Origin of the sequence: Methanofastidiosum sp. (assembly GCA_035362715.1) — an archaeon.
Lineage (GTDB): Archaea > Methanobacteriota_B > Thermococci > Methanofastidiosales > Methanofastidiosaceae > Methanofastidiosum.
This window is the reverse complement of the sequence record DAOSDU010000002.1, coordinates 32,574-45,284: the sequence shown is the minus strand read 5'-3', so window position 1 is coordinate 45,284 and position 12,711 is coordinate 32,574. Positions and strand designations below refer to the sequence as shown.

At 33.3% G+C, this 12,711-nt stretch carries 14 protein-coding genes; 7 read left to right on the top strand and 7 right to left on the bottom strand.

From position 1 onward, the window contains the following. The first annotated feature begins 168 nt into the window (after window positions 1-168). Window positions 169-1,107 (top strand): glycosyltransferase family 2 protein, encoded by a 939-nt coding sequence (locus tag PLI06_01590; GenBank protein HOI76292.1) that lies wholly within the window; start codon window positions 169-171, stop codon window positions 1,105-1,107. 33 nt (window positions 1,108-1,140) lie between these two features. After that, on the top strand, window positions 1,141-1,971 hold the full coding sequence (locus PLI06_01585; protein ID HOI76291.1) for an NAD(P)-dependent oxidoreductase: 831 nt from the start codon (window positions 1,141-1,143) through the stop codon (window positions 1,969-1,971). Between the two features lie 173 nt (window positions 1,972-2,144). Here PLI06_01585 and PLI06_01580 read toward each other — a convergent pair whose 3' ends face one another. From PLI06_01580 to PLI06_01565, 4 genes are all read right to left on the bottom strand, one after another. After that, the gene (locus tag PLI06_01580; protein ID HOI76290.1) at window positions 2,145-2,762 is read right to left on the bottom strand and encodes a glycosyltransferase family 10; all 618 of its coding nucleotides are present in this window, start codon (window positions 2,760-2,762) and stop codon (window positions 2,145-2,147) included. Between the two features lie 179 nt (window positions 2,763-2,941). Then, window positions 2,942-3,190 (bottom strand): hypothetical protein, encoded by a 249-nt coding sequence (locus PLI06_01575; protein HOI76289.1) that lies wholly within the window; start codon window positions 3,188-3,190, stop codon window positions 2,942-2,944. A gap of 65 nt (window positions 3,191-3,255) precedes the next feature. Then, the gene (locus PLI06_01570) at window positions 3,256-4,074 is read right to left on the bottom strand and encodes a class I SAM-dependent methyltransferase (GenBank protein ID HOI76288.1); all 819 of its coding nucleotides are present in this window, start codon (window positions 4,072-4,074) and stop codon (window positions 3,256-3,258) included. Between the two features lie 40 nt (window positions 4,075-4,114). Continuing rightward, on the bottom strand, window positions 4,115-5,059 hold the full coding sequence (locus tag PLI06_01565; protein ID HOI76287.1) for a GDP-L-fucose synthase: 945 nt from the start codon (window positions 5,057-5,059) through the stop codon (window positions 4,115-4,117). A gap of 100 nt (window positions 5,060-5,159) precedes the next feature. Here PLI06_01565 and gmd point away from each other — a divergent pair, with 100 nt between their 5' ends. After that, window positions 5,160-6,203 (top strand): GDP-mannose 4,6-dehydratase, encoded by a 1,044-nt coding sequence (gene gmd, locus PLI06_01560; GenBank protein HOI76286.1) that lies wholly within the window; start codon window positions 5,160-5,162, stop codon window positions 6,201-6,203. A 27-nt stretch (window positions 6,204-6,230) separates the two neighbouring features. On the opposite strand, the gene PLI06_01555 is transcribed toward gmd, so the two are convergent. After that, complete coding sequence (locus PLI06_01555; protein ID HOI76285.1) at window positions 6,231-7,577, bottom strand: mannose-1-phosphate guanylyltransferase/mannose-6-phosphate isomerase; 1,347 nt, start codon at window positions 7,575-7,577, stop codon at window positions 6,231-6,233. A 10-nt stretch (window positions 7,578-7,587) separates the two neighbouring features. Further along, on the bottom strand, window positions 7,588-8,916 hold the full coding sequence (locus PLI06_01550) for a phosphomannomutase/phosphoglucomutase (protein HOI76284.1): 1,329 nt from the start codon (window positions 8,914-8,916) through the stop codon (window positions 7,588-7,590). 86 nt (window positions 8,917-9,002) lie between these two features. On the opposite strand from PLI06_01550, the gene PLI06_01545 reads away from it, so the two are divergent. The 4 genes from PLI06_01545 to PLI06_01530 all read left to right on the top strand — a co-directional run bounded on the left by PLI06_01545 (window position 9,003) and on the right by PLI06_01530 (window position 12,119). Continuing rightward, entirely contained in the window at window positions 9,003-9,926 is a 924-nt protein-coding gene (locus PLI06_01545) for a UbiA family prenyltransferase (protein HOI76283.1), read from the top strand. 141 nt (window positions 9,927-10,067) lie between these two features. Then, a complete protein-coding gene (locus tag PLI06_01540) occupies window positions 10,068-10,289 on the top strand; it encodes a hypothetical protein (GenBank protein ID HOI76282.1) in 222 nt (73 codons plus the stop codon). 8 nt (window positions 10,290-10,297) lie between these two features. Further along, a complete protein-coding gene (locus PLI06_01535) occupies window positions 10,298-10,549 on the top strand; it encodes a type II toxin-antitoxin system mRNA interferase toxin, RelE/StbE family (protein HOI76281.1) in 252 nt (83 codons plus the stop codon). A gap of 136 nt (window positions 10,550-10,685) precedes the next feature. Further along, entirely contained in the window at window positions 10,686-12,119 is a 1,434-nt protein-coding gene (locus PLI06_01530) for a ribulose-bisphosphate carboxylase (protein ID HOI76280.1), read from the top strand. 17 nt (window positions 12,120-12,136) lie between these two features. Here PLI06_01530 and cobO read toward each other — a convergent pair whose 3' ends face one another. After that, entirely contained in the window at window positions 12,137-12,655 is a 519-nt protein-coding gene (gene cobO / locus PLI06_01525; GenBank protein ID HOI76279.1) for a cob(I)yrinic acid a,c-diamide adenosyltransferase, read from the bottom strand. Window positions 12,656-12,711: the final 56 nt, after the last annotated feature.

Sequence of the window (12,711 nt, the reverse complement as noted above, 5' to 3'; positions counted from 1 at the left end):
TATTTTCTCCTTTTTAAAAATACTACTATCTAAATAATAATTTCATCTTGAATTTATTTAGGACTTATATTTTTACATTCTTACTTAATAAATGAAAATTTAGTATGTAATCACATATACCATTAGACCCTTCAAATATATTTATAAAATATTATGAGTTGATTTTTCATGCACGATAAATATCCGCCAGAGATATCGGTAATAATGCCCGTTTATAATACCGGTCAATTCTTAGAAGAAAGTATAGAATCTATTCTGAATCAAACTTTTAATAATTTCGAATTGATTATTGTATACGATAAATCAAGTGATAATTCCAAAGAAATAATAGTGAGATACATGCAATCTGATGAAAGGATTATTTTAATAGAAAATGAAATTAAATCAGGAATCGCTGCGGCAAGAAATAGGGGCTTAGAAATAGCTAGAGGAAAGTACATAGCTGTAATGGACTCCGACGATATATCACTCCCGAATAGATTAGAGAAAGAATATCTATTTTTAGAAAATAATCCTGAATTTTTCTTAGTTGGATCCCAAGGGATAATGGTGGATGAAAAAGGAAATTACTTACAATTAATTAAATGTGAAAAAGATCCCGCTAGTTTAATCAAAGATTATTTCTCTTTTGTTCATTCCTCTTTAATGTATAGAAATAAAGGATTTATGTATCGAGAGAAATTTATTCTTTCAGATGATTACGATTTTTGTTTGAGATTAGTTTCTATGAAATTAAAATTAATTAATATTAGTGATATTTTAGTGAAATATAGATTTCGACGTTCAGGGGCTATGCGCAGTAATATAAACAAAGTTAAGGTATTTGATCAAAAAGCTTTAGAATTTTATAATCAGCGATTAGAAACTGGAAAAGATGATTATGAACTTTTCGATGAAAAGGAGATATTAGAAATACCAAATATTGATTCTAAAGATTATTATCTAAAATTTGTAATTAGATATTTAATACTAAACAATAACATAATTGAAGCAAAGAAATATTTTGAAGAATATAAAGAGATGATTAGTTTTAAAAATAAAATACTATACAAAATAGCATTAAAAGTGCCATTTGTTTTCAAAGTAAGATTTAAAATAATGATTTAAATATATTTATTCAATTAGAATAGGTGAGAGGGAATGAAATTTTTAGTTTTAGGATCTAGCGGATTAGTGGGAGGGGCACTGATAAATAAATTGCATCAAAATAAACATGAAATCATACCCTTTGATATAAAAATATCGAGTAGTCAAGATCTGAGAATTCATAATAATGTACTATTAGATAAATACGTGAAAAAATGTGATTTTGTTTTCTTTTTAGCGTGTGACATAGGGGGTGCAAAATATATAAGTACATACCAAAATTCTTTTGACTTTATACATAATAATATTTCCATACTAAAAGAAACTTTTGAAACTATTAACAAATATAAGAAACCTTTTATTTTTTCTTCAAGTGAGATGGCCACAATGAACTATTCCGCATATGGGTGCATTAAAGCAGTAGGCGAGTATTATTCAAAAAGTTTAGATAGTCCCATTGTAAGATTTTGGAACATTTACGGCGTAGAGCCAGAAGGACAGAAATCTCATGTTATAACAGATTTCATTATGATGGCAAAAAAAAATCACGAAATAAAAATGATGACAAATGGAGAAGAGGAAAGACAATTTTTATTTGCAGATGATTGTGCCGAATGCCTTGAAATAATTGCCAATAATTATAATAGCTTACCAAGAGATAAAGAAATACATATTGCAGGATTTAAATGGTATAAAATACTTGAAGTAGCACAAGAAGTAGCCAAAAATTACCCCGGGACTACCATTATACCTGGCGCTAATAAAGATTTAACTCACCAGTCTATTAAATATGAACCAAATAAGTTTATTACAAAATATTGGAAGCCAAAAACTTCTCTAAGTCAAGGTATATCTAATATATGTCAAATTTATAACGAAAGGTAATTTTACCATTTTAAGTTTTTATTATTATTTTTAATTCAGATATGGGAATATTCTTATATAAATCAAGTATAAAATGATTTTTAGCCGTATAATAAAAGGGTATTCGTAACTTCTAAGCTAAAATCCCAGAATTTTCCTATAAATTAATAAATATGAAAATATACAAAAATAATTCATATATTCTTTGGACGTAGTTTACGATATTTAGACCAAATTCTATTAATTATTCTCTTTTTTCGCAATATTAATTTAATTTTTTTTAGTAAATTTATTTGAAAATAGATTTCTGGTTTAATATTTATTTTTGATTTTTCATATATTTTAGTATTCTTATCAATTACTTTAGAGATAATTGTAGGGAATAAATTATATTCATCTAACACTTTGTTTTTACTTTTTATAATTTGATTTTTATATTTCTCATAGTAATTTCCATTTATTGCTTCTTCAATTATTTTCACTGCTTCTTCTGGTTTATTAATATCTATAGTTGCTAAAGACTCCTTATCAAAATAAGAATTAATATTTTTGGCTCCGTAATATATAGGATATGATTCTCCCAAAAATGCATCTGCTAACTTTTCAGTCCAATAATCTTCAAAAGAACTATTTTCTATAACTATGTGGTATTTATAAGGTACTATTGCATCCCATTTATCTACAATATCGTTAAATCCTCTGCCGAATACATCAATTTTATCCCCAAAATGATTTAGCAATATATCTATGAACTGAAGTCTATCAAGATGCCCCTGACTAATTTTTAAATTAGATGAAATGACTGAACATATCTTATTTTTTTCGTTTGAGTCTATTATTTTATTTTTAAAATAATCATAGGTTATACGATGCCCTTCATTATAGTTGCTTAATATAGTCTTTCCAATAAACCAAGAAAGAGCTTGTTGCCAATAAATTTTGTTTTCATGCTCTAAGTCACGATGACAAGTAATAACCTTACTAAATTGTTTTACAATTGATTGTTGTACTTCTTTACTGAAGGGGGCTCTCCAGTTATTAAAACTACATTTTCTTTAGGACAAATAACTTCTTCTCTTTTTGTTAAGCCTTCATAGACTATCCAATAATCACATATCTTGATAGAATCATTATTAATGAAGAACTGGATATTGTTCCAAACACCACTTTCGCCCGGAGTTTGTCTTAATAACGATTCGGGATTTTCAGGGTAGGATGTTGTTATTTTTACTATTAGCATTTGAATTCTCCAAATAAATTATTTTAGACCATAAGGCGTCAAATAAATTATTTTTATTCAGTAATTTAAGGCACTCTATAGATCCCCATCCAAGAATCTTTAACATGAAACAATTGTCCTTTAAGATATCCTTCTGCATATAATTTTTCAATTCCTTTACAGACTGAATTTATGTGATCATAGTCTAAAATCTGATCCATATTAAAATCGTGCCACATTATAAAGGATCCAGATTTCATAATCTTTAGTACTTTTATAGTGTCATTATATACAAATTCTGTGTCATGGCATCCATCGATAAAAGCAACATCTATATTTCCTATATCTGGCTCCCAGGTAGCTGTGTTTGCATAAATTTGAGTGATATTATTCAATTTCTGCTCTCTATAATACTCACCAATTCTTTCTTTGGTAATTGCTTCAGTTGTTATGGATCCTCCTTGACCAGATATTATTTCTTCAGGAAGTATATTTAATGTGAAAATATGGCTTTTAGGCGCATTTTTAGATATCAGTGCAGTTCCATGGCCAGTATATGTTCCAATTTCTAATACTCTCTTAGGATTAAAATTGCAAATTATTGTTCCAAGAACTTGTGCATCGATAATTCGACGAGCATCATTATCTAAGTTTGATCCATATTCATGATCCTCTAGTATAGGTGCATTTTTCCATTCAAAGATATCTTTCAAAAATTTGATATTATCTAGTTCAACTAACTTATTTGGGATAAATTTGTAATAAGAAGGATATTTCTTTCCTTTAAGTTTTAATAATAATTTTTTAAATAAAATAAAAGTTTTATTTAATTTTTTATAAATATAATTCTTTGAAGTTTGCCCTAAAGTGCCTTTTCTAGCATGTTTAATAATTTTTTTTATCATTTTATTCACAAATTAATTGTGTTTAGTTGAACTTATAGGATTATACACTATTTGAATTCTTATAGTACCACTCAACTGTTTTTTTAATACCTTCTTCAATTGACATCTCTGCTTCAAATCCAAAGGCAGTTTTTGCCTTATCCGTATTAAGACATCTTCTCGGCTGACCGTCAGGTTTCTCCAAGTTCCATTTTATTTGACCAGTGTATCCAACTTCATCTCTAATTAGTTCAACTAATTCTTTGATAGTAATCTCTTTACCAGAACCTATATTGACTGGATCTTTAGAATTGTATTTCTCTGTGGCCAATATAATTCCTCTTGCTGCATCCTCAACGTAAATAAATTCTCTGGAAGCGTTTCCTGTTCCCCAAATTTCAACTTCTTTTTCACCTTTGTTTTTTGCATCTACAAACTTCTTAATCAGTGCAGGAATTACATGGGAGCTTTCTGGATTGAAATTATCTCCGGGCCCATAGAGATTTACAGGTAGTAAATAAATCGAGTTGAATCCATACTGTTCTCTATATGCCTGAGCCTGAACTAACAACATCTTTTTTGCAAGGCCATATGGAGCATTTGTTTCTTCTGGGTAACCATTCCATATGTCTTCTTCTCTAAAAGGAACAGGAGTAAACTTAGGATAAGCACAAACAGTTCCAACAATCACAAATTTTTTGATATCTTTTCTTCTTCCAGCCTCCAGCAATTGTATCCCCATTATAGCATTGTCATAAAATAATTCTGCAGGATGAGCTTGGTTATACCCTATGCCCCCAACTTTTGCAGCAAGGTGGATTACTATATCAACATCATCTAAAACTTTCTGACAATTATCCCAATCTCTCAAATCCAAGTCTTTACTTCTTGGTATTATTATCTGAGAAGGATCCGCTACTTTCTTTTTTAATTGACTTATTACATTTGAACCTAGAAATCCTGCCCCACCAGTAACTAAGATTTTCTTATTTGAAAAATAATTCATTAGTATCCTCTTAAAAAATATCGAGAGAAATATATAAAAAATTATCCTTTTTCTTAGACAAACCAAAAATAATATAATTGATTAATTACTAATTTTTTATATGAAAAAAGCATTAATCACAGGTATTACAGGTCAAGACGGCTCTTATCTGGCAGAATTATTGTTACACAAAGGATATGAAGTCCACGGTGTCGTAAGAAGATCCTCATCGTTTAATACTGTTAGGATAGATCATATCTATGTTGATCCACATGAATCCTCTGCAAGATTGTTTTTACATTTTGGGGATATATCTGACTCTGAACAGATCTCAAATATAATGCAGAAGATACAGCCTGACGAGGTCTATAACCTTGCTGCACAGAGTCATGTTAGAGTAAGCTTTGATACCCCAGAATATACTGGAAATGTAACTGGTTTAGGGACGGCGAGATTACTTGAATCTGCAAGGAGAAGTAATCCTAATGTGAAGATATACCAAGCTTCAAGCAGTGAGATGTTTGGTAGCTCCCCTCCACCCCAAAATGAAAAAACTTTGTTCCATCCAAGAAGCCCATATGCATGCGCAAAACTATATTCTTACTGGATGACCCAGATATATAGAGAGGGATATTCGCTTTACATCTCTAATGGAATCTTATTCAATCACGAATCCCCTAGAAGGGGCGAAACCTTTGTCACTAGAAAAATTACTAGAGGGTTATCCCAGATCTTATCCAAGACGGCCAAATATCTTTATCTTGGTAATCTAGATGCAAAGAGGGATTGGGGATTCGCTCCAGAATATGTTGAAGCAATGTGGACGATCCTACAACAAAAAGAGCCTGAAGATTTCGTTATTGGGACAGGAGAAACACACTCAGTTAGAGAATTTGTTAATGAAGTATTCTCATATGCAGGGCTTGACCCAGAAAAACATGTTAAAATCGATCAGAGGTATTATAGGCCTACAGAAGTAGAAGTCCTAATTGCAGATGCATCAAAAGCTAATAAAAAACTCAAATGGAAACCTAAAGTAAAGTTCTCTGAATTGGCCAAGATAATGGTAGATTCAGACATGAGAAAAGCGGGGCTAGAGCCTATCGGAGAGGGCGACAAAATACTCCAAAAACTATTTCTCGATAAGTGGTGGAACGGCGATTGAATATTAATAGGGTAGAAAAATAATAGATTAAACCCTATTGAAATCATCATCAAATCTCTCAATATCGTCTTCCTCTAGGTATCCGCCAATCTGGACTTCTATTATCTCAAGGATATCTTTTTGAGAGTTACCAAGCCTGTGTTTTGATTTAGGTGGGACGAATGTACTCTCCCCACTTTTTAACTGGAACGATTTATCCCCAAGCGTAACATCTGCAACGCCACTCACTACTACCCAATGCTCACTTCTTTGATTATGCAACTGGAGAGAAAGTTTCTTTCCCGGGTTTACTGTGACCCTCTTAATTTTATAAGAATTACTCCTCTCTAACTCTGTGTATGAACCCCAGGGTCTGTGAACCTGTAAATGGAAATCTGCAATTGGAGCTTTATTTTCTTTTAATCTTTTTGTCAGTTCTCCGACTAGCTCAGTTCTATTTTTATCGCATACTAAAAGCGCATCAGGTGTATCAACAATAGCAAGATTATTCACATCCAATAATGCTACAAATTTCCTAGCAGAGTAAACAAGATTGTCAGATGAATCTATGTATTCAGCTGCACCAGAATTCCCACAAAGATCGTGTGGCATAAAATCATAAAGTGCTTTGAAGCTACCAAGATCGCTCCATTTAACGTTAAGAGGGACAACTGCGATTCGCTTTGATTTCTCTAACAATCCATAGTCAACAGAAATAGAGTTTAGTGAATTATAATCAAGCTTTTCTCTGCCAAATATTTTTGGAATTTCAGGGTGGTATTTTTTAAGCTCTTCAAAGAAAACTTTTGATGAGAAAAGAAATATCCCCGAGTTCCACAGGTATCCCTTTTTCACATATTCCTCTGCTGTTTTCGTATCAGGTTTTTCCTTAAACTCTTTTACTATATAGCCGTTTAACAATTTTTCACCACAGCTTATGTAGCCGTAACCTGTGTGAGCGTGAGTTGGAACAATTCCAAATGTAACTAAATTTTCATGGGCAAGTTTTGTCGATTTTTTGATATCTATCAAAGCTTTTTCATCCATCACGTGGTCACTAGAGAATATGGCAGAGATTGAATCACCATCTCTTTCAGAAATAACCTTCATACCCCATGTGATCGCCGGCAAGGTGTTTCTTCCAACTGGCTCTTTCAAAATAATGGAGTTATTTTTATGACATTCTAGCTCTTCCAGTTGATTAATGACATGGTACTCATAATCCTTATTTGTCACTATTACTATGTCCTCAGGCTTTGATAATTTTAAAGCCCTAAGGTATGCCATCTGGAAAAGGGATTTGTCCTCAAATTTTAAGAACTGCTTTGGGTAGTATGTCCTAGAAAGCGGCCATAGTCTTGTACCACTACCTCCTGCCATTATGATGGTTTTTATCTCTTCCAATTTATTCACCTTTTATAAAATAGGATAGTTCATCAATCTTTTTAGCTAGTGTATTTTCATCTCGTGCCTCAATATTCACACGCAAAAGTGGCTCCGTATTTGATGATCTTATGTTTACCCACCAGTTCTCTTCTTCAATTGTTATCCCGTCTGTGTAGTCTATCTTCCCATTCCTATATTCTTTTAACAGTTTATCCATTGTAGTTTTCTGGTCTTTCACCTTAAAATTAATTTCCCCGCTATGGGCGTATTTCATGTAAAGTTTAGCCACATCACTTACCCTCTTGTCACCAATAACTCTCAAAATATAGTAAAGCGCCAAAAGTGGCGCTTCAAATCCCCCAGCTTCTTTGAAATAGAAGTGATTTGATAGCTCCCCAGCAAACACTGCATCTTTCTCTTTCATAGTTTTTTTGATAAAATAGTGACCGACTCTGCTCTTTAACGGTTTGCTGCCTAAAGAAACAATAGTTTCAGGGACGATGCGGCTACATCTTAAATCGTAAATCACTGTTTGATTATCCTTACCTTTCAAAAGCTCCGATATTATAATGCAAGAAAGTAGGTCTCCACGAATAGCACTGCCCTTTTCATCAACTATCCCAATCCTGTCCCCATCACCATCGAATATAATCCCGATACCAGCACCTGTTTCTTTAACCTTGTAAGTCAGCATCTCAAGGCACTCTTTCTTCATAGTATCAGGCGCATGGTTTGGAAAGTTACCGTCAGGCTTATCCCCAATTAAATAAGCAGTTGGGAATATTTTTTCAATAATCTTTTTCTCATATACAGTCGCACCATTAGAAAAATCAACTACAATCTCGCCCTTATAATCCAAATCCTTAAATTTATCAAGATAATAATTGATATAATCTTTCCCAAAATCTTTTCTAAACTTTTCAGAATCATAAACTTTATCAGGCATTCCATATTCTTTAAAATCGGGCTTGATATCCTTTTCAGGTGATAATGGTATCCCATCTTTTCCACATATCTTAAACCCTGTGAACTCCTTTGGATTGTGTGAAGCTGTCGCAATCACTCCAACATCAAACTTATTTTTTGTTAAATAGTAAAGCATAGGCGTAGAGATTATGCCAACATATTCGATTTTGGCATTGCTATCTATGACCCCAGTAACAAAATAATCCTTAATCTTATCTGATCCTATACGGGAATCGATACCAAATAGAATATTCTTGTATTTTTCGCCTAAACTCCTCCCAAGATTATAGGAAAACTGTTCATCAATCTCTTCTGGGTATCTTCCCCTGATATCATACGCCTTGAAAACCATGAAATCTATGATTATAATAAAAAAATCCATTTATTACTATTATGGTTTGGAAAAATTGAATATTTCTCAAAATTCCACCAAATCCTTTATAAACACATGATTTATCGGAAGAAACCATGAAGCGAGAAGCACTCATCTATAACACCGCAATGCTAAACCTCCCTAAGAACACCTTGCAGTTCCTATTTGGAGTCATTCTGTTTGCAATGGCAGGCGGAGACTACAATATAATAACATGCATAATAGCAGCCTCTGGCCTTAGTATTGGGCTAGGTGCAATATACCTCTTTAATGACCTAACAGATCTGAAGGAAGACAAACAAAACGATATGAAGATCAGGTGGAAAGCAGTTGCAAACGGCACAATGTCAAGGAAAGAATCCATAACATTAATCAAATTATTTAGTATAACAGGAACAGTTCTAGCATTACTATCGGGATTAAATTTCTTCTTAATATATCTATCAGTTGTTGCATTAAACATCTGTTACTCTCATCCATCAATAAGGTGGAAGAACAGTCAGACATTATCTATATTGGCAATAGCATCTTTACAGGTATTGAAATTTTCTAGCGGTTGGTTTCTATTCACAAACACAATCCAGGGCTTTCCAATACTATTTGTAATGGCACTCGCAATAGGCTATACTTTGCTCTTCATCTACTATAAGAACGACACTGAAAATCTAAAGAAATTAGTTATAGAGGATAAGAAGCGGGTCTTGCCATTGTCACTTACCTGCATAATTATGCTCTTAACATCCTTTTTCATATACACTTTTCCTGCAATAGGTCTATCGGCAATTATGCTTGGGATACCTACAATAGGGCTATATTTCTTAACAAAAAATTATATCGGCAAATCTGTTAATGTTGTATTCATGTACGCTGGACTTACCGTGCTACTTCTATCATTTTTACTATTATCAACACCAACTGTTACAGCAATAAATCAGAATATGATTGACCAGAACGCAACTATGAAAGAACAGTTAAGGATAAGCGTAGAAGAGATTATCACGGGTCTTTCTGGGAGATAATATAATAATTTTTTACCATGTTTTAGTTAGTATACCTCCTATATTTTATTCATACACCTTATTATTTGTGTTATCTGCTAAATATTTAGAGGGACCAATAATCTTTTAACAGATGAAAATATAACTACTAATGGTGAAAGAATGTCTGAAACTTCATCAATGGAACATTTAATATCAAAGGAAGAGATTGAACTTTTATCTAAAACAAAAGATCTCATTGAAGAGTTACTTGATACTATTGAAGTTTTTGCTGATGAAGAAACTCTAAACGCCATAAAACATAGCGGGACTGATTTTGAAAAAGGCAACTTCGAATCATTTAGCACCAAAAAAGAGATAGAAGATTTTATAGATAGTCTTTGAATGATTAGATGTACCAGATTGATATACCCTCTTCATGTAAAAAGGACATCAAAAATGCCGATACTGAATCTAAAAAGAGGCTTAAGAGAGTAATTACTTTTCTTATGGACGATCCTTATAATGGAAAACCACTTAGATATGAGCTTAAAGGGATATGGAGTATTAGAGTTGGCAAATATAGGCTTACTTATGAGATAATCGATAACATAGTCCGTCTTCGTTCTTTTAGATTAAGGAAAAAAGTGTACGATATGAAATAAATTCCTGCCCTCTACTTTCAAGAATATATAATTCTACTTTGTTAGAACATGATAAAATTATAATATAATTGCATTCTGATGGCATCTCTATTATAAATGGGGAAATTTTATAAACAATTAAAAGCAGTTGATTATTATGAAAAAAATAAATAAAGAACAATTAATTAAGACACTTAACATACACCAGAAGGGATATGTTAATTTTGATATACCTAATCCTAAAAATGGAGAGTACCTCCTTACGGTATTTCATTTAATCTCCGGAGGAAAGTTAAACATTCTGCAGGCTGCAGCAGAAGTTGCCGCAGAGTCTTCCACAGGTACAAATTTTAATGTAAAAACAGAAACACCTTTCTCAAAAGAGATGAACGCTCTAGTTTATAAAATTGATCAGGAAAATAATCTTGTCTGGCTTGCATATCCCTGGAGACTATTTGATAGAGGAGGAAATGTACAGAATATATTGACATACCTTGTTGGAAATGTCCTCGGGATGAAGGAAGTAAGTGCATTAAAATTACTGGATGTCTGGTTTCCTCCAGCAATGCTTGAGCAGTATGATGGCCCAAGCTATACACTGGATGATATGAGGAAATATCTAAACGTCTACGATAGGCCAATTCTTGGAACTATAATTAAACCAAAAATGGGACTAACTTCAGCAGAATATGCAGAAGCGGCTTATGATTTCTGGGTCGGCGGTGGAGACTTTGTTAAAAATGACGAGCCACAGGCAAATCAGGATTTCTCCCCATATGAAAAGATGGTAATAAATGTTAAAGCAGCGATGGATAAAGCAGTCAAGGAAACAGGAAATAAAAAAGTCCATTCATTCAATGTTTCTGCTGCGGACTTTGACACGATGATTGAAAGGTGCGAACTTATAAGAAATGCTGGATTTGAGCCTGGAAGTTACGCATTCTTAATTGACGGCATTACAGCGGGGTGGATGGCAGTTCAAACCTTAAGAAGGAAATACCCTGACGTTTTCATACATTTCCACAGGGCGGCCCACGGTGCATACACTAGGACAGAAAATCCGCTTGGTTTTTCAGTATTAGTTTTATCTAAATTTGCAAGATTGGCCGGCGCATCTGGAATTCACACAGGCACGGCCGGCGTAGGAAAAATGCAAGGTAGCCCAGAAGAAGATGTAGTTGCTGCACAGAACATTTTGCATTTTAAATCTAAGGGGCATTTCTTTGAACAAGAATGGTCAAAAATTTTTGAAGGCGACAAGGATGCCATAGCTCTTGCTCAAGCAGATACAGCACGCCACGTTATTTTAGAAGATGATAGCTGGAGAGGTATGAAAAAATGCTGCCCGATAATCTCAGGTGGTTTGAATCCAACTTTACTGAAGCCTTTTATTGATGTAATGGGAAATATTGACTTTATTACAACGATGGGTGCAGGCTGCCACGCACATCCAAAAGGCACAACAGCCGGGGCAAAGGCATTGGTCCAGGCATGCGAGGCATATCAAAAAGGGATTGACATCAAAGAATACGCCAAGAGCCACAAAGAATTGGAAGAGGCTATTGAGTTCTTCTCGAAAGGGAAGAAGTAGTTATTACTCTATAAAATCTAATACTCAATGCCTTCCCTTGCCCCAATACCTTTCTGGTAAGGATGTTTTATCTCTACTATCTCTGAGACTAGATCAGCAAGCTCAATTAACTCTTTTGGGGCTAATCTCCCCGTGAGTACAACCTCAACATGTTCAGGTTTATTTTTTAAGAGATCAATTGCCTTTTCTACATCCAATAATTTAAAGTGTAATGCGATGTTTATTTCATCAAGGATTACAATATCATACTTTCCGCCATTGATAGCATTTTTAGAAAACTCAAACGCTTCACTTACAAGGTCGATGTCCTCTTTACTTGGATTTTTGAAGTTTACAAATTTGGGTTTCCCAAAAGATACTATTTCAATGTTATCTATTTTTTCTATGGCAAAATGCTCTCCATAGGTATTTCCCTGCTTCATGAACTGTATTATTATGGATTTTAGTCCACGCCCAGAAGCTCTTAAAGTGAGACCAAATGCGGCGGTGCTCTTTCCTTTTCCACTGCCGGTATAAACTTCAATTAATCCCTTCATAACACTCTATATATTTTACACCTAATCATTTAAAAAATAAACTATAATCAAAATTA

Coding starts and splice junctions, on each gene's coding strand:
- PLI06_01535 (HOI76281.1), top strand. CDS start 10,298: ATGTACCAGATTGATATACCCTCTTCATGTAAAAAGGACATCAAAAAT.
- PLI06_01585 (HOI76291.1), top strand. CDS start 1,141: ATGAAATTTTTAGTTTTAGGATCTAGCGGATTAGTGGGAGGGGCACTG.
- PLI06_01590 (HOI76292.1), top strand. CDS start 169: ATGCACGATAAATATCCGCCAGAGATATCGGTAATAATGCCCGTTTAT.
- PLI06_01530 (HOI76280.1), top strand. CDS start 10,686: ATGAAAAAAATAAATAAAGAACAATTAATTAAGACACTTAACATACAC.
- gmd (HOI76286.1), top strand. CDS start 5,160: ATGAAAAAAGCATTAATCACAGGTATTACAGGTCAAGACGGCTCTTAT.
- PLI06_01570 (HOI76288.1), bottom strand. CDS start 4,074: ATGATAAAAAAAATTATTAAACATGCTAGAAAAGGCACTTTAGGGCAA.
- PLI06_01540 (HOI76282.1), top strand. CDS start 10,068: ATGTCTGAAACTTCATCAATGGAACATTTAATATCAAAGGAAGAGATT.
- PLI06_01550 (HOI76284.1), bottom strand. CDS start 8,916: ATGGATTTTTTTATTATAATCATAGATTTCATGGTTTTCAAGGCGTAT.
- PLI06_01545 (HOI76283.1), top strand. CDS start 9,003: ATGAAGCGAGAAGCACTCATCTATAACACCGCAATGCTAAACCTCCCT.
- PLI06_01565 (HOI76287.1), bottom strand. CDS start 5,059: ATGAATTATTTTTCAAATAAGAAAATCTTAGTTACTGGTGGGGCAGGA.
- PLI06_01575 (HOI76289.1), bottom strand. CDS start 3,190: ATGCTAATAGTAAAAATAACAACATCCTACCCTGAAAATCCCGAATCG.
- cobO (HOI76279.1), bottom strand. CDS start 12,655: ATGAAGGGATTAATTGAAGTTTATACCGGCAGTGGAAAAGGAAAGAGC.